Below are 17074 nucleotides of genomic sequence, written 5' to 3' on the forward strand. Positions count from 1 at the left end.
ACTGTGTTCAGACGGCCTTTAGTTTAGGCATAACTTTATCACAAGCCGTTTGATTTGTAGATTTAAGCAACCGTAAAGCTAATGTATAGTCGTTTAAAATAAAAATAATAGTGTCGCCAGCAATCTTATGTACTGGCTATACACGGCAGTTGGCTGCCGCCTTACCTTATTTATATTTTAAGCGACTATAATATAATCATGTAAACACGTTACGGATACCTCCCATGACCCGACCGCTTTCCGATTTCCTGCTGCGCGCGCACGAGTTTGACAGCTCCACCCAAAATTTGCGCAACCGTTTTCTCAATCCGGCCGAATGCAAAGTGGCGGCGGTTTTATTGGCCGTGGTCAAAAAAGATGAACAATGGCAGATATTGTTTACCCGCCGTTCCGGCTCGCTGCGCCACCACACCGGCCAAATCGCCCTAGCCGGTGGCCGCTACGAGCCGCAAGACCTCAACTTAACCCAAACCGCCTTACGCGAAACACACGAAGAAGTCGGCATTTTGCCGCAAACTTGGCAAACCTTTCCCGCTCTGCCACCGCACTACACGCCATCAGGTTATGAAGTGCATCCCATTCCTGCGCTCTCTACTGGTAATCCGCATATTCAAACCAATCCGGACGAAGTGGCGGAAGTGTTTTATGTGCCGTTTGATTTTGTGATGAATCTGCAGCATTACGAAATGCGGCCGCTGCAACATCAAGGCAAAACCATCGCCATGCCGACGCTGCCTTTCCAACATTACGATATTTGGGGCTTAACCGCGGTGATTCTTTATGGTTTGGCCGAACGCTATCAACAATATTGTAAGGCCATCTGAACGCATATTTTCAGACGGCCTCAGACCTGTATCATCAAAATAACGAATCAAACAAAGAATCCGAACGCTTGGCCGGTTGGGTATTTTGTCCGGCCAAATTATTGGCATAGACCCAACCTTCGACAATATTATTCTGCGCCCATGATCGGCAGCCTTGTCCACGCTCATAATGCTCTGGATAACACACATCGCCTTGAAATTCAGCATATACCCAGTTTTTCGCCGTGCGCGTGTTTGGCTTGATTTGGATTTTTTGATTGGCCGGCAAAACAGAAATTACGCTGCATTCGGTTGATGAGCAAGCACGGATATTGATGTCTTCTTTGCCGATTTTGCCGGGCACATAACCTATGACTTGTTTCGCTTCACTTAACTCAACTGTGTCATCTGCATTACGAAAACCTAACCAAGCAAGCCAAACAATAGCCAAAACCAAGCCGCCACCAATCAAATAATGACGAATCCGCCAATGATGCGAGGCCGTCTGAACATTTATTTTTCCAGACGGCTTATTTTGCCACACCTCACCCGTACGCAAATCTTGTGCCGAAATCAGGTTTTTACCGGCGCATTGTCGGATAACTTGCGCCGCTTCTTCAACCGAACAAGCAAAAAATTCACGACCACCATTGACTCGCTTGTCGCTTAATCGCGCATGCACCTCGCGCTCAACTTGCGGATACTGATGGCAGCGCACCTGATACGCCACCTCAAACGGATAAGCCACGCCCGTACCATACAGCGCCCGCGCCCGCTCTTGTGGCAGGTTTTTGGTAAAGCCGATTTTAATCAAACCGGGCATGCCCTGATTGGTCAATACATACACCCAACCTTGCTTCAAAACTGTGTCCTTCTTATTTCAATGATTTTCATTAAAAGGCCGTCTGAAAAGATACAAACCTTTTCAGACGGCCTCGAAAATATTATTTAATTTAATGTTTTATCATGCTTCGCTTGAATCGTTTTCACCTTCGATTGGCGCAGCAACGTTATCCAGCGCCTCGCCTTCTTCAGCCGCTTCTACTTCCGGCTCTTCCGCCACACGCTCCAAGCTCACCAAGGTTTCGCCTTCGTCCAAATTAATCAGGCGCACACCTGCTGCAGCGCGACCGGTTTCACGGATTTGCTCAACTTTGGTGCGAATCAGTACGCCGCCGCTGGTAATCAGCATCAAATCGTCGCATTCTTCCACCAAAGTGGCCGCGACTAAATCACCGTTGCGCTCGCCGGTGTTGATGGCGATATTGCCTTGGCCGCCTTTATTTTTACGGCTGTAATCAGCAATCGGCGTGCGTTTACCGTAGCCGTTGGCGGTGGCCGTCAACACTTGCAGCGCGCTTTGTTCACATTCAGGTGAGAAAGTAATCAGGCTAACGATTTTACCTTCTGCCGGTAAACGCATACCGCGCAAACCGCCACTGCCACGACCGGAAGGTCGCACGCCGTGTTTGCCGCTAGGCAGGGCGTTTTCGTTATCAGCCTCTACTGCTTCATCATCGAGGCCGTCTGAAACGTCATTTTCATTATCGATGTCAGTATCTTCGCCTTCATCGCCGCCGCTACGTTCCCAATATTCGTTAAAGCGGATGGCTTTACCCAAATTAGAGAACAGCATGATGTCGTCCGCACCGCTGGTTTGCGCCGCGCCGACCAAGTAATCGCCCTCTTTCAAAGCAATGGCTTTAATGCCTTGGCTGCGTACGTTTTTAAACGCCGATAACTGCACTTTTTTCACCATGCCTTGTGCAGTGGCGAAGAATACATATTGGTCTTCAGGGAATTCGCGTACCGCCAAAATCGCGCTGACTTTTTCGCCTTCTTCCAGCTGAATCACGTTGTTAATCGGGCGGCCACGGCTGTTGCGTCCGCCTTCCGGCAGTTTGTACACTTTAATCCAGTGGCATTTGCCGAAATTAGTAAAACACATCAAATAATCATGTGTATTGGCCACAAACAAAGATTCGATGAAGTCTTCTTCTTTAGTGGCTGCCGCCTGCTTGCCACGCCCGCCGCGACGTTGCGCTTGATAATCGGTGGTCGGTTGGGTTTTGATGTAGCCACCGTGAGTGAGTGTCACCACCATTTCGCGCTGTGGAATCAAGTCTTCATCGGCAATATCGCCGCCAAACGGATTGATTTCACTACGACGCTCGTCACCGAAATTAGCGCGGGTATCTTCCAATTCTTCGCGGATGATTTGGGTAATGCGTTCAGGCTTAGCTAAAATATCCAAGAAATCAATGATTTTTGCCATAATTGCTTTATAATCGGCAACAATTTCTTCTTGATCCAAGCCGGTTAGGTTGCGCAAGCTCATGCGCAAAATGGCATCGGCTTGCAATTCGCTCAGATAATAACCTTGGCCTTGCAAGCCCAAGTTTTCCGGCAAACCTTCCGGACGCGCCATGCGCAAATCCAAATCAGTGCGGCCGAGCATCTCTTCCACCAAACTGCTGCGCCATGCACGCGCCAATAATTTTTCTTTGGCTTCCGGCGCGTTGGCTGATTCTTTAATCAACCGAATCATCTCGTCAATATTCGACAACGCCACCGCTTTACCTTCGGCGATATGACCTTCATGGCGCGCTTTTTTCAGGCGACACAAGGTACGGCGGGTCACCACTTCGCGGCGGTGGCGGATAAACTCGCTTAAGATTTGCTTCAGATTCAGCAAACGCGGCTGGCCATCGACCAAAGCCACCATATTGATGCCGAAACTGTCTTGCAGCTGGGTTAATTTATACAGTTGATTTAAAACGACTTCTGAATTTTCGTTGCGTTTTAACTCAATCACCACGCGCATACCGGATTTATCCGATTCGTCGCGCAGATCGGAAATGCCTTCCAAAGTTTTCTCGCGCACCAAATCGCCGATTTTTTCAACCAATTTGGCTTTGTTGACTTGATACGGAATCTCGTCAATCACAATCGCTTCGCGTTCGCCATTTTTACCGATTGGCTCGATGTGCGTTTTGCCGCGCATCACCACGCGGCCGCGGCCGGTTTTATAGCCTTCACGCACGCCGCTCATGCCGTAAATAGTTGCACCGGTAGGAAAATCAGGCGCTTTGATGATGTCAATTAAGGTATCGATGTCGGTTTCAGGCTCGTCCAACAATTGCATACAAGCATTAATCGTATCGGTCAGGTTATGCGGCGGAATATTGGTTGCCATACCCACGGCAATACCTGAAGAACCATTTACCAGCAATGCCGGGAAACGGGTCGGCAACACCAGCGGCTCATGCTCGCTGCCGTCGTAGTTCGGGCCGAAATTCACCGTTTCTTCTTCAATGTCGGCCAGCATTTCATGAGCGATTTTTGCCATACGGATTTCGGTATAACGCATGGCTGCCGCGCCGTCACCATCCACCGAACCAAAATTACCCTGACCATCAACCAGCATATAGCGCATAGAGAAATCCTGCGCCATACGCACAATGGTATCGTAAACCGCGCTGTCGCCGTGTGGGTGGTATTTACCGATCACGTCACCGACAATACGGGCAGATTTCTTGTAAGAAGCATTCCAGTTGTTTTTCAATTCGTGCATGGCATAAAGCACACGGCGGTGAACCGGCTTCAGGCCATCGCGCACATCTGGCAGCGCGCGCCCCACAATCACGCTCATGGCGTAATCGAGGTAGCTTTTGCGCATTTCATCTTCAAGGCTTACCGGGATGGTTTCGAGTGCAAACTTATGGTCGTTGCGGACTGTTGCGTCTGTCATGATTCCTAGCATTTCTTATAGCAATAATTACGCGTGATTTTACCACAAAACTGCATCATCACCTAACCGCAAGCAATCATTTTGACAACAGACTGTCTGAATCCAAAATGCGTTCAAACGGCCTATTTCACTCAAGGCAAAAACAAAGGCATAAATGTAACAAAATAGCCAAACTCAAAAATAAAATTGTACAAATTGTCTAAAATTTTCTTAAAATTTGGCGGATTTTTATTTTTCAGATAAAAATTAGACAAAATCAGTTGCTTTTCTAAGTTAATAAGTCTAATATTCCCCCACATACTATTCACCACTACCCATTCATAAAAGAACACACCATGAGCGCACAAACCCTCTACGACAAACTTTGGAATAGCCACGTCGTCCGCGAAGAAGAAGACGGCACCGTTCTGCTTTATATCGACCGTCATCTGGTACACGAAGTTACCAGCCCGCAAGCTTTTGAAGGCTTGAAAATGGCCGGCCGCAAATTGTGGCGCATCGACAGCGTGGTTTCCACCGCCGACCACAACACCCCGACCGGCGATTGGGACAAAGGCATTCAAGACCCGATTTCTAAGCTGCAAGTCGACACCTTAGACAAAAACATTAAAGAATTTGGCGCATTGGCTTACTTTCCGTTTATGGACAAAGGACAAGGTATTGTGCATGTGATGGGACCTGAACAAGGTGCTACCCTGCCTGGTATGACTGTAGTATGCGGCGACTCGCACACTTCCACCCACGGCGCATTTGGTGCATTGGCACACGGCATCGGTACGTCTGAAGTCGAACACACCATGGCCACCCAGTGCATTACCGCCAAAAAATCCAAATCTATGCTGATTGAAGTATCAGGCCGTCTGAAACCAGGTGTGACCGCCAAAGATGTGGCCTTATACATCATCGGCCAAATCGGTACCGCCGGCGGCACGGGCTATGCCATTGAATTTGACGGAGAAGCGATTCACAGCCTGTCAATGGAAGGCCGCATGACTTTGTGCAACATGGCTATTGAAGCCGGTGCGCGTTCAGGCATGGTGTCGGTTGACCAAACCACCATTGATTACGTTAAAGACAAACCATTCGCACCGAAAGGTGAGGCATGGGATAAAGCCGTTGAATACTGGCGCACATTGGTTTCCGATGAAGGTGCCCAATTCGATAAAGTATTCCGTTTCAAAGCCGAAGACATTGAGCCGCAAGTCACTTGGGGCACTTCACCGGAAATGGTGCTCGACATCAACGGTAAAGTGCCGAATCCGGCCAACGAAACCGACCCGGTCAAACGCAGCGGCATGGAACGCGCTTTGGAATACATGGGCTTGGAAGCCGATACGCCGTTAAACGAAATTCCGGTTGACATCGTATTCATTGGTTCTTGCACCAACAGCCGAATCGAAGACTTACGCGAAGCTGCAGCCGTAGCCAAAGGCCGTAAAAAAGCCGATAACGTTCAACGCGTGTTAATCGTACCGGGTTCAGGCTTAGTAAAAGCACAAGCCGAACAAGAAGGTTTGGACAAAATCTTTATCGATGCCGGCTTTGAATGGCGCGAACCAGGTTGCTCAATGTGTTTGGCAATGAATGCCGACCGTTTAGAGCCGCAACAGCGCTGCGCTTCTACCTCCAACCGCAACTTTGAAGGCCGACAAGGCAACGGCGGCCGTACCCATTTGGTCAGCCCGGCCATGGCTGCTGCAGCTGCGGTGAACGGCCGATTTGTGGATGTGCGCTGCCTGTGAAACTATCTGACAATAGCACGTTGATATTTAAAGATATTTAAATATTTATATATTCACATTAACTATTGCTATTTAGAAAGATGGTGGATATTATAAGAAGTACAGCAAAACAGGCTGTACTTTTCAAACCATAAGGAGCTTCAAATGAAAAAATTTGCATTGATCGCTTTGACCGCCATGACACTTTTGTCTGCTTGTAACACCATTTCAGGAGCAGGCAAAGATGTAAAAGCAGCCGGTAATGCAGTCAGCAATTCCGCTGAATCTGTAAAAAGCTACTAATCATTAGCTCAACTTCTACATAGGGAATTCAATATGAAAAAATTTGCATTGATCGCTTTGACTGCTATGACTTTGCTGTCTGCTTGCAACACCATTTCAGGTGTGGGCAAAGATGTGAAAGCTGCCGGTAACGCTGTGAGCAATACTGCTGAAGAAGTAAAAAGCTACTAATCATCAGCTAAAGTAAATGCCCCGTGAATCGGGGCATTTTAGAATCTTAAATAAACGAAAAAGTACAGACCATGAAAGCATTTACCAAAATTACCGCCCTCGTTGCTCCGCTTGACCGCAGCAACGTCGATACCGATGCCATCATCCCGAAACAATTCTTAAAATCCATCAAACGCAGCGGCTTTGGCCCTAATGCCTTTGACGAATGGCGCTATCTTGACCACGGAGAACCGGGCATGGACAACAGCAAACGCCCGCTTAATCCCGATTTTTCCCTCAACCAGCCCCGCTATCAAGGCGCACAGGTTTTGCTGACCCGTAAAAACTTCGGCTGCGGCTCATCACGCGAACACGCGCCATGGGCATTGGACGACTACGGCTTCCGCGCCGTCATTGCCCCTTCATTTGCCGATATTTTCTTCAACAACTGCTACAAAAACGGCTTATTGCCAATCGTGTTGACTGAAGAGCAAGTCGACCAATTGTTTAAAGAAGTTGAAGCACAAGAAGGCTATTCACTAAATATCGATTTGGAAGCACAAACTGTGACCACGCCAAGCGGCGATGTGTTCACTTTCGACATCACCGAACACCGCAAACACTGCCTACTCAACGGCTTAGACGAAATCGGCTTGACGCTGCAACACGCAGATGAAATCAAAGCCTTTGAAGAAAAACGCAAAGCCGCGCAACCTTGGTTGTATCACTAAAAAATCCAAACAAGTCGGGTAAACACATACAAACTGTGTTTACCCGACCTGCGGATAAATGCGCACATACTATGCCGTCTGAAATTCACCTACTTTCTTTATTCCAATCCATATAGGCCGTCTGAAACAGGTTTGCCTTATGCAGAAAAGTATTTTCCATATCACGAAAATGGATTGCCCTTCAGAAGAGCAAATGATTCGGATGAAGCTGGGCGCTATCGAAGGCATTCATGCGCTTGAGTTTGACATTCCCAACCGCCGCATGACTGCCTATCACCATGGCAGCGCTGATGAAATCTTACAGGCACTTGCGCCGCTGAATTTCGACAGCCGCTTGGAAAGCAGCGAATTAAACACTGCCCCATTGGCTGAAAACACTCAAGACCATAAAGAACGCACCTTATTGTGGCAGGTGTTGGCGATTAACCTGTTCTTTTTTGTGTTTGAATCCGTCAGCGGTTGGTTGGCCGGCTCGATGGGCTTATTGGCCGACAGCTTGGACATGCTGGCCGATAGCTTGGTGTACGGCATGGCTTTGCTTGCCGTTGGCACCACTGCCGCGCGTAAGAAACTAACCGCACGCGCTGCCGGCTATTTGCAACTTGTCTTAGCCATTTTGGGATTCAGCGAAGTGGTTCGCCGCTTCTTCGGCTGGGAAGGCATGCCGGATGTCGGCTTGATGATTGGCGTTTCGCTGCTGGCCTTGGCCGGAAACGCCCTCTGCCTTTACCTATTGCAAAAAAGCAAAAGCCGCGAGGCGCATATGCAGGCCAGTATGATTTTTACGTCTAACGATGTGATTGTGAATCTGGGCGTGATTGCGGCCGGTATCCTGACCTTACTGACACATTCGGCTTATCCCGACCTGATTATCGGCCTGGTTGTGTTTGGCTTAGTGGCACGCGGCGCGGTTAAAATCTTGCAGCTTGCCAAGCAATAATGAAAAGGCCGTCTGAAACCCTTCATTCACGTTCAACACTGATTACGCCATGATTACCGACACCATTGCCAACGCCCAACGCTATGCCGCCCTGCACCCCGACTTTGCCGATGCCATTGCATTGCTGCAAACGCTGGACTTCAGTCAACTGCCAGACGGGCAATACCCCTGCGACAATCCCAATATCCGCCTATTTGTCGGCAACGAAGCCATGCGCACACGCGAAGCCGCCCAGCCGGAAGCCCACATCAAACACATCGACATTCAAGTACCCATCAGCGGCGTGGAAACATATGGCTGGATAGACCGAGGCCGTCTGAAAAATGGTTTGGGCTATCAAGAAGAAAAAGACATTGAATTTTTTGATTGCGCACCCGAAACTTGGCTGGATATCGAGCCGGGCGAATTTGTGCTGTTTTTCCCCAACGACGGTCATGCACCGCTGGTCGGCGATGCCCCTACGATTCGCAAAGCCGTGTTTAAAATCCGTACATTGGAAACCCGCGAATCTTAATCAATAGGCCGTCTGAAACTTACTTCTTATTAAAATCATGAAGACCAAAGAATATCTGTTTGAAGGCTTGGAAAACTTAAATGACGGCTTCGATGCCGAAAGCATTATTTATGTTTCCGAGCAAGATTTCGAAACCGTGCTCAACCGCGCCGAAGCCAAAAACATTGCCATTTTCCGGCTTGATGTATGCCATGACTTACGACAATTTCACCATCGAGTAAATCACGGCAGCACACGATAACCCTTCCCCATTTCTCACTCTTTTATTCATAAAGGAAATCAACAATGACCAAACAAATCGCCATTCTTCGCGGCGACGGTATCGGCCCTGAAATCATCGGCCAAGCCGTGCGCGTATTAGACAAATTAATCGAGCGAGGTCTGGATATCGCTTACGAATACGCGCCTTTGGGCGGCGAAGCCTACGACCAATACGGCCAGCCTTACCCTGAATTCACGCAAAACCTGTGTCGCAAAGCCGATGCGGTATTGCTGGGTTCGGTAGGCGGTCCGCAATACGACAATCTCGACCGTCCGCTGCGTCCGGAACGCGGCTTGTTAGCCATTCGTAAAGACCTGAATTTATTTGCTAATCTACGCCCTGCCATTTTGTATCCTGAATTGGCCAATGCTTCTACTTTAAAGCCTGAAGTGGTGGCCGGCTTGGATATTCTGATTGTGCGCGAACTCACCGGCGACATTTATTTCGGCGAACCTCGCGGCATCCGTACCTTAGAAAACGGCGAGCGTGAAGGTTTCAACACCATGAAATACAGTGAAAGCGAAATCCGCCGCATCGCCCATGTTGCTTTCCAAGCAGCACAAAAGCGCAATAAAAAAGTCTGCTCTGTGGGCAAAGCCAACGTATTGGAAACCACCGAATTATGGCGCGAAATTTTTGAAGAAATCGGCAAAGAATATCCCGATGTGGAATTGAGCCATATGTATGTCGACAACGCCGCCATGCAGTTGGTACGCGCACCAAAACAATTCGACGTGATTGCCACCGGTAATATTTTCGGTGATATTTTAAGTGATGAAGCATCCATGCTCACCGGCTCTATCGGCATGTTGCCTTCAGCTTCTCTGAATGAAAACAACAAAGGTTTGTATGAGCCTTCTCACGGTTCCGCACCAGACATCGCAGGCCAAAACAAAGCCAATCCGCTGGCGACTATTTTGTCGTTGGCGATGTTGGTACGCTACAGCCTGAACGACGAAGCACGCGCGCAGCAAATCGAACAAGCCGTGCAAACCGTGTTGAAACAAGGCTTCCGCACCGGCGATATTTTCGAAGAAGGCACCAAGCTGGTTTCTTGCTCGGAAATGGGCGATGCCGTATTGGCTGCACTGTAAGGCCGTCTGAAAAATGCGTGGTAGCTACCACGCATTTTTTAATGTTTCCGTTTCATATTCTCTACCATCATCAACATTAATCAAATAGAGAATTAACCATCAGGAAACGTTTATTTGCACTAACTATGTTAAGATGTTTTTGTAATATTTGATGTATTCATTCCCATTCGCTCTTACAAAGGATATCGATATGAAGAAAATGATTTTTACCGTATTGGCTGCTGCCGTCACCGCTTCTGCTTCTGCTGCAACTTACAAAGTTGACGAAGCCCACACCAATGCCCGCTTTGCCATCGACCACTTCAACACCAGCACCAACGTCGGCGGTTTCTACGGCTTGAGCGGTACTGTTGATTTCGACAAAGCCAAACGTCAAGGCAAAATCGACATTACGATTCCGGTGAATACTTTGCAAACCGGTTCTGAGCGCTTTACCGGCCATCTGAAATCAGCGGATTTATTCAATGCCGAAAAATTCCCGGAAATGCGCTTTGTTTCGACCAAATTCAACTACGTTGGCAAAAAATTGACTTCTGTTGACGGCAACCTGACCTTGTTGGGCAAAACCCACCCTGTGAAACTGAAAGCCGAAAAATTCAACTGCTACGACAGCCCGATGGCCAAAGCCGAAGTGTGTGGCGGCGACTTCTCAACCACCATCGACCGCACCAAATGGGGCATGAATTATTTGGTTGACAGCGGCATGGCCAAAAAAGTGAAATTGGATATCCAAATCGAAGCCGTGAAACAATAATACTTAAGCAGCTAAAAGGCCGTCTGAAAGGTAAAGTTTCAGACGGCCTTTTACGTTTTCTTGTCTATTTTTCACACAGAAAAAGCCGATAATAGCGCATTCAAAATTTATCCTGAATGCATGCCAATAATATAGGAAACGCACATGAACACTGTAACAAAATTGACCTTAGGCGCACTGATGTTGAGCGCAGTATTTGCCGCCCAAGCCGAAACCCGCGCCGTGATTGAAACCAATATGGGCAAAATCGAATTGTCGCTGGACGAAGCCAAAGCACCAAAAACAGTCGCCAACTTTGTCAGCTATGCCGAAAAAGGCTTTTACAACAATACTATTTTTCACCGCGTGATTGATAATTTTATGATTCAAGGCGGCGGTTTTACTGAAAACATGGCGCAGAAAACCACCGATAAAGCGATTGCCAACGAAGCCAACAACGGCTTGAAAAACACCGTCGGCACCATCGCCATGGCGCGTACCGCCAATCCGAATTCGGCCACCAGCCAATTTTTCATCAATACCGCCAACAATGATTTTCTCAACTTCAAAAGCGCCACGCCACAAGGTTATGGCTATGCGGTTTTCGGCAAAGTCACTTCCGGCATGGACGTGGTAAACAAAATCAGCAAAGTGCAAACCGCTACCCGCGGCTTCCACCAAAATGTGCCGGTGAAACCCGTAGTGATTCAAAAAGTCAGCATCATCAAATAACACAAAAGGCCGTCTGAAATTCAGACGGCCTTTTTCAATTATAAAACATCAATTCGGCAACAAATAAACGCTGACACCATCGCCTTCATTCACCGTTTGCCCTGCCGGCACTTCACACAAAGCATCAGCAGCCGTACAAGTGCTCAACATTGCGCTGCCTTGGTTCGGCAATAGTTTCACCACCGTCTCGCCAGCTTCGCCATTTTCTAACACCACGCGTAAAAACTCGCGGCGCTTGATGGCTTTTTTGGTTTGAAAGGCGGCTTTGGCCGTAACTTTCGGCAAATGCCAATGTTTTGCCTGCTTGCCGGCCAGTTTGTTCAACACCGGCAGCAACAGCATATTAGATGTGGCAAACGTGGCCACAGGATTGCCTGGTAAGATAAAGATTTTGCATTCGCCGATGTATCCCCATGCAAACGGTTTGCCCGGCTTGATGGCCAAAGTGTGCATGGTCAGCGAGCCGATGTGCTCAATCGCCTGCTTCAAATAATCTGCCTCACCCACAGATGCGCCACCGCTGGTAATCACCACATCGAATTGCTCGGCAGCTGCGGCTAAGGCTGCTTCAGTTTGCGCCAAGTCATCGGGCAAAATGCCACCGTCGCTCACCTGCAAGCCTAATTGTTGCAACCAAGCCAGCAATTGATAGCGGTTGGCATCGTAGATTTGGCCGTCTGAAAGCGCTTGGCCAGGTTCGACCAACTCGTTACCGGTAGAAAATACCTGTACTTTCAAAGGCTCATACACAGTCAATTCAGCATAGCCTTGCGAAGCGGCCAAGCCTAAAGCGGCCATGTTTAATACCGTGCCTTGTGCCAATAATTCTTGGCCGACTTCGATTTCTTCGGCTTTCAGGCGCATGTTTTGTCCGGCTTGAATGTCGGCATTGACCAGCAAACGTTCGCCGTCGGTTTCGGTTTGCTCCTGCATCACTACAGCAGTGGTGTTCGGCGGCAATGGTGCACCGGTAAAAATGCGTACCGCTTCACCTTGCGCCAACGGATTTTCTGCCGTTTCACCAGCTTGAATGCGGTCGGTAATGCGAAATTCGCGCAAGCTGCCTTCGTTGTCGCATACTGCGTAGCCATCCATCGCGCTGTTGTCAAACATCGGGCTTGGATATTTGGCGTGCAGACTCTGCGCCAAAACTAGGTTGGCGGTTTGAGCCAAAGGCAGCGTGACCGTTTTCAGACGGCATGGGTGTTGCTCCAGCAAAGCCGCAAGCGCTACTTCAAAATCAATCATCATGCTTCTTTCAAATCTTCAGGCGTGTTGTAATTCACGAAACATTTATCCGAATCAAAATTCACTGCGCGCGCGCGTTGCTGCTGCAGCCAGCCGCGTATCGTGCGCATACCGGCATAAAGATATGGCACGGCGCTTTGCAGAATCTGCGGGCGGATAAACATAATGCTGTATTGCTGGCGTTCGGGTGTTTCCACATAAAACGCATTACATAAAGGCGTGCGCTTGGCCACCGCTAAAAAACGTGCCACCAAATCTTCGGGCAGCTTGGGCATATCGCACGACACAATTAAGAGCCAATCGGCTTTGGCCAGCTGCAAATCATTGGCCGCCGTACACAAAGCCGCCAAAGGGCCCAAATGATGCCATTGGCGCGCATCGGCAAACACATGCGGACTGCGGCGGGCGTATTCTTCCAAATTGCGGTTGGCGCTGATGGCAATGTGATCGACTTGCGGCGCAATCCGCCCGATCACATGATCAATCAAGGGCTTGCCCTGCCATTCGACCAAGCCTTTATCCACTCCGCCCATGCGGCTGCCTTGTCCGCCGGCGAGAATAAGTGCGTACGTTTTCATGGTGTGTTCCATTGCTGCGCGGCCGCTTGGTCGCTCTGTTTGGCTTCTACCCAACGTTCGAGGCCATCTGAAAAGGTTTCTTTTTTCCAAAACGGCGCTTCGGTTTTCAAATAATCCATGATGAATTCGGCGGCGGCAAACGCTGCTTTGCGATGCTCGGAAGCCGCCAACACCAGCACGATTTGCTCATCAGCACGCAGTTCGCCCACACGGTGAATGATGGTACAGGCGGTCAGCGGCCAGCGTTCGGCGGCCGTCTGAACAATACGGGCGATTTCGTTTTCGGTCACTTCGGGAAAATGTTCGAGAAACAGGCTTTGCAAAGGCGTATCGGTATCACGGTCGCGCACCAAGCCGACAAAGCCGACCACCGCGCCAATATTACGGCCTTGCATGAGCAATAAGTCGTATTCTTGCTGCAACTGAAAATCCTGTGTTTGGATGCGGATATCAACCTGCATATCAGCCCCCTGTTACCGGCGGCAGCAAGCCGACTTCAGCACCATCGGGAATATCGGTTTCCCATGTGCTGATTTTTTTATCCACCACCAAACGGAAAATATTGCCGACAGCCAAGGCTTCTGCCCAATCGTCACCGCGCGCGTGCAACAAGGCCAGCAAATCACGGCCATTACCGCCCTGCCATTCGATTTGCTCTTGGGCGGTTTGTAATTTTTGTTTTAAAACACCGAAATATAAAATGGTAATCATGCGAAATTTTCAAGAGTGGTTTTGCAGGCCGTCTGAAAAGCTTTTACCATCAAGCCTGCAAAATGTTCATATAAATTGAATTTTATCATAACTGGATTTTACACGAATCCGCATGAAATTCTAGCCGATAAATACATTTCTTTGCATTATTGTGATTTAGACCAAACAATGCTATTTTTAAGGCATCATTTAATTGCCATCATCATGAACAGATTAGCCCAATTTTCAGACGGCCCCAGCCTTTCGGCGCGGCTCAAATTTCTGACCGTATTGTGGGTCAGCTCAGCCTTGTTTTCAGTCGTATTCACCTTGATTTTATCATGGCGGCTGGAAGGTGCCGGCACAGCCATTAATCATGCCGGCAGTCTGCGCATGCAAACCTATCGCTTGACCCATTTGGTACACGAAAAAGAACCTGCCGAACATGTGCGCCAACAGATTAAAGCGTTTGAACACACTTTGCTGAAGGTCAGCGAAAGCGATGTCATCAAGCCGCTCTTGCCTTCTCGTTCCGGCAATGCCATGAATTCCACCTTGATTCAAACCAGCCTGATGGACGATTGGCAGCACAAAATCCGCCCGTCTTTAGAAGCCAATCAATTGCCTGACAATAAGGATTTATACCGCTTTGCCGGTAATTTGGATTTGTTCGTGCAGGCTTTGGAAAATGCCAACGAAGAAAACACCCAATGGCTGCGCCGCTTTCAGATGGCCTTGATTCTGATGATTTTTGTGGCAGCCGGTTTCATGATCAGCTTGCACTATGCGTGGATTATCCGCCCATTGGAAGCCTTGAGCGCGGGCGTGCGCGCCATCGGGCGCGGTGAATTCGGTACGGAAATCAACACCGACTATATCCGCGAGTTTGCCCAAGTGAATAAGGGCTTCAATCAAATGAGCACCAGCCTGAAGACGCTTTATACCGACTTGGAAGGCCAAGTGGCGCGCCAAACGGAAGACCTTGAGCGGCAAAACCGCGATTTGGCGCTGCTCTACCAAACCACGCGCGATTTGCACCAAATCCACCAACCCAAAACCGCCGCTACCGAATTTTTAGGCCGCACCCTACCCGCTGTGGCCGCGATTGCCGGCAGCGTGCATTTATTTGATGCCGAACACAAACGCTCTGATTTGGTTGCCAGCTTAGGCTTACCGGAAGATTCACAAGCCGAGCCTTATGCCGATTTGGATAGCGGGTTTTCCGACTCAATCGAAAACCTGCCGCTGCATTATCTCAACAGCGAACACAAAGGCCGTCTGATTGCCATCAAGCATCCGCGCTTCGAGCAAATGGCCGTGTTCCCGATTACTTATAAAAAAGAAGAGCTGGGCTTATTCACATTGTATTTTTCAGACGGCCACACCTTAAGCCAAAGCGATCAAGAATTGCTGCAAACCTTAAGCAGCCAATTGGGCGTGTCGATTTCCAACAGCCGCTTTGCCCAAGAGCGCCGCTTGCTGGCGGTTTTACAGGAGCGCAACTTAATCGCCCAAGGCTTGCACGACAGCATTGCGCAAACGCTGACCTTTTTAAATTTACAGGTGCAAATGCTCGAAAGCGCGTACAATGCCGAACAGAAAGAGCAAGTGGATGAAAACATCCGCTTCATCAAAGACGGCGTGCAGGAATGCTACGACGATGTGCGCGAATTGCTGCTGAATTTCCGCACCAAGCTTAGCAACAAAGATTTCCCCGAAGCGGTATCGACGCTACTGGCACGATTCGAGCAGCAAACGCAAATTGAAGTGAACACCACCTGGATTGAAGAAGGCGGCTGGCTCAACCATGACGAGCAGCTGCAAATCATCTTTATTTTGCAGGAAAGCCTGTCGAATATCCGCAAACACGCGCAAGCCGATAAAGTGGATGTGAGCCTGATTAACCGTCAAGATTTCACCCTAAAAATCAGTGACAACGGCATAGGATTCGACACCGACACCATCGACAGCTTATCTGGCGAACACGTTGGACTCGGCATTATGCAAGAACGCGCCCGCCGCATCGATGCTGTGTTGGATGTCGCCTCGCAACCCCACAAAGGAACCACCGTAACCTTAGTGTTACCGCAACATAAGAGAACCGCATCATGAGTATTCAAATTATCTTGATTGACGACCACACCCTGTTTCGCAGCGGCATCAAAGCGCTGCTTTCCCGCCAAAACGATTTTGAAGTCATTGGCGAAGCTTCAGACGGCCTGTCGGGCGTGAAATTGGTTGAGCAGCAAAAGCCCGATATTGTCTTGCTCGACTTGGATATGCCGGTCATGAACGGCCGCGAAGCCTTGGCGCAGATTTTGAGTGCCAATCCCAACCAGACCGTGATTATGCTTACCGTTTCCGAAGACAGCGATGATTTGACCGAATGTATGCGCATCGGCGCGCGCGGTTTCTTGTTGAAAAACATCAACGCCGATTTCCTGCTCGACAGCATCCGCAAAGCAGTTGATGGCGACAATGTATTCTCACCGGAAATGACCTCGCGCTTGGTGCAATCCCTGATTTCCCCAGCCGCACCGCGTACCGATGTAGCGTTGTCTGCTCTCACCCCGCGCGAATTGGAAATCTTGGGCTATCTTGCCGCCGGCCACAGCAATAAAGTCATCGCCCGCCATTTGGATTTGGCCGAATCGACAATTAAAGTGCATGTGCAAAATATTTTACGCAAACTGAATTTAAGCAGCCGCGTACAGGCCGCGGTTTATGCGGTGCAACATAAAGTGCCGCAGCCTGAAGGAATTTAACGTTAATAATAAAGGCCGTCTGAAAGTGAACTGTCCCCCAATTCTTGGACAAATTAAAA

Annotated in this window: 19 protein-coding genes; 13 read left to right on the forward strand and 6 right to left on the reverse strand. The window is 49.0% G+C overall.

Annotated features, from left to right (window positions below):
- The first annotated feature begins 224 nt into the window (after nucleotides 1-224).
- On the forward strand, nucleotides 225-824 hold the full coding sequence (locus ACM67B_RS06940) for an NUDIX hydrolase (protein WP_416189023.1): 600 nt from the start codon (nucleotides 225-227) through the stop codon (nucleotides 822-824).
- Nucleotides 825-858: 34 nt separating this feature from the next.
- Here the strand turns inward: ACM67B_RS06940 and ACM67B_RS06945 are convergent, their stop codons facing one another.
- Nucleotides 859-1665: a GIY-YIG nuclease family protein gene (locus ACM67B_RS06945; RefSeq protein WP_416189024.1), complete on the reverse strand. Its 807-nt coding sequence runs from the start codon at nucleotides 1663-1665 to the stop codon at nucleotides 859-861.
- A gap of 102 nt (nucleotides 1666-1767) precedes the next feature.
- Nucleotides 1768-4554, reverse strand: coding sequence for a DNA gyrase subunit A (gene gyrA / locus ACM67B_RS06950; protein ID WP_416189025.1), 2787 nt, complete (start codon nucleotides 4552-4554; stop codon nucleotides 1768-1770).
- 335 nt (nucleotides 4555-4889) lie between these two features.
- Between gyrA and leuC the strand changes: the two genes are divergently transcribed.
- From leuC to ACM67B_RS07000, 10 genes are all read left to right on the forward strand, one after another.
- The gene (gene leuC / locus ACM67B_RS06955; protein WP_416189026.1) at nucleotides 4890-6296 is read left to right on the forward strand and encodes a 3-isopropylmalate dehydratase large subunit; all 1407 of its coding nucleotides are present in this window, start codon (nucleotides 4890-4892) and stop codon (nucleotides 6294-6296) included.
- Nucleotides 6297-6440: 144 nt separating this feature from the next.
- Nucleotides 6441-6578: an entericidin A/B family lipoprotein gene (locus tag ACM67B_RS06960; RefSeq protein WP_095503413.1), complete on the forward strand. Its 138-nt coding sequence runs from the start codon at nucleotides 6441-6443 to the stop codon at nucleotides 6576-6578.
- A gap of 33 nt (nucleotides 6579-6611) precedes the next feature.
- Nucleotides 6612-6749 (forward strand): entericidin A/B family lipoprotein, encoded by a 138-nt coding sequence (locus ACM67B_RS06965; protein ID WP_416189027.1) that lies wholly within the window; start codon nucleotides 6612-6614, stop codon nucleotides 6747-6749.
- A gap of 71 nt (nucleotides 6750-6820) precedes the next feature.
- Complete coding sequence (leuD, locus tag ACM67B_RS06970) at nucleotides 6821-7459, forward strand: 3-isopropylmalate dehydratase small subunit (protein WP_095503411.1); 639 nt, start codon at nucleotides 6821-6823, stop codon at nucleotides 7457-7459.
- A gap of 139 nt (nucleotides 7460-7598) precedes the next feature.
- Nucleotides 7599-8399 carry a cation transporter gene (locus ACM67B_RS06975; protein ID WP_416189028.1) on the forward strand — a complete coding sequence of 267 codons (801 nt, stop codon included), beginning with the start codon at nucleotides 7599-7601 and terminating at the stop codon, nucleotides 8397-8399.
- A gap of 49 nt (nucleotides 8400-8448) precedes the next feature.
- The gene (locus ACM67B_RS06980; protein ID WP_095503409.1) at nucleotides 8449-8913 is read left to right on the forward strand and encodes a YhcH/YjgK/YiaL family protein; all 465 of its coding nucleotides are present in this window, start codon (nucleotides 8449-8451) and stop codon (nucleotides 8911-8913) included.
- A 37-nt stretch (nucleotides 8914-8950) separates the two neighbouring features.
- Nucleotides 8951-9154 (forward strand): hypothetical protein, encoded by a 204-nt coding sequence (locus tag ACM67B_RS06985; protein ID WP_416189029.1) that lies wholly within the window; start codon nucleotides 8951-8953, stop codon nucleotides 9152-9154.
- Between the two features lie 44 nt (nucleotides 9155-9198).
- Complete coding sequence (leuB, locus tag ACM67B_RS06990) at nucleotides 9199-10269, forward strand: 3-isopropylmalate dehydrogenase (RefSeq protein WP_416189030.1); 1071 nt, start codon at nucleotides 9199-9201, stop codon at nucleotides 10267-10269.
- A gap of 190 nt (nucleotides 10270-10459) precedes the next feature.
- Nucleotides 10460-11023, forward strand: a complete 564-nt coding sequence (locus ACM67B_RS06995) for a YceI family protein (protein WP_416189031.1) — start codon at nucleotides 10460-10462, stop codon at nucleotides 11021-11023.
- Nucleotides 11024-11167: 144 nt separating this feature from the next.
- A complete protein-coding gene (locus ACM67B_RS07000) occupies nucleotides 11168-11734 on the forward strand; it encodes a peptidylprolyl isomerase (protein WP_416189032.1) in 567 nt (188 codons plus the stop codon).
- Nucleotides 11735-11782: 48 nt separating this feature from the next.
- Here the strand turns inward: ACM67B_RS07000 and glp are convergent, their stop codons facing one another.
- Genes glp through ACM67B_RS07020 form a run of 4 tightly spaced genes read right to left on the reverse strand, consistent with a single transcriptional unit; the run spans nucleotide 11783 to nucleotide 14271 of the window.
- Complete coding sequence (glp, locus tag ACM67B_RS07005; protein ID WP_416189033.1) at nucleotides 11783-12985, reverse strand: gephyrin-like molybdotransferase Glp; 1203 nt, start codon at nucleotides 12983-12985, stop codon at nucleotides 11783-11785.
- On the reverse strand, nucleotides 12982-13560 hold the full coding sequence (gene mobA / locus ACM67B_RS07010; protein ID WP_416189034.1) for a molybdenum cofactor guanylyltransferase MobA: 579 nt from the start codon (nucleotides 13558-13560) through the stop codon (nucleotides 12982-12984). Before mobA ends, glp begins: the two co-directional genes overlap by 4 nt.
- The gene (locus ACM67B_RS07015) at nucleotides 13557-14021 is read right to left on the reverse strand and encodes a molybdenum cofactor biosynthesis protein MoaE (protein WP_416189035.1); all 465 of its coding nucleotides are present in this window, start codon (nucleotides 14019-14021) and stop codon (nucleotides 13557-13559) included. The genes mobA and ACM67B_RS07015 overlap by 4 nt, the downstream gene beginning before the upstream one ends.
- 1 nt (nucleotide 14022) lies before the next feature.
- Nucleotides 14023-14271 carry a MoaD/ThiS family protein gene (locus ACM67B_RS07020; RefSeq protein WP_416189036.1) on the reverse strand — a complete coding sequence of 83 codons (249 nt, stop codon included), beginning with the start codon at nucleotides 14269-14271 and terminating at the stop codon, nucleotides 14023-14025.
- Between the two features lie 204 nt (nucleotides 14272-14475).
- Between ACM67B_RS07020 and ACM67B_RS07025 the strand changes: the two genes are divergently transcribed.
- Nucleotides 14476-16362 (forward strand): histidine kinase, encoded by a 1887-nt coding sequence (locus tag ACM67B_RS07025; protein ID WP_416189037.1) that lies wholly within the window; start codon nucleotides 14476-14478, stop codon nucleotides 16360-16362.
- Nucleotides 16359-17015, forward strand: coding sequence for a response regulator (locus ACM67B_RS07030; RefSeq protein WP_095503400.1), 657 nt, complete (start codon nucleotides 16359-16361; stop codon nucleotides 17013-17015). Before ACM67B_RS07025 ends, ACM67B_RS07030 begins: the two co-directional genes overlap by 4 nt.
- Nucleotides 17016-17074: the final 59 nt, after the last annotated feature.

Origin of the sequence: Neisseria sp. CCUG17229 (genome assembly GCF_047839235.1) — a bacterium.
Taxonomy (GTDB): domain Bacteria; phylum Pseudomonadota; class Gammaproteobacteria; order Burkholderiales; family Neisseriaceae; genus Neisseria; species Neisseria brasiliensis.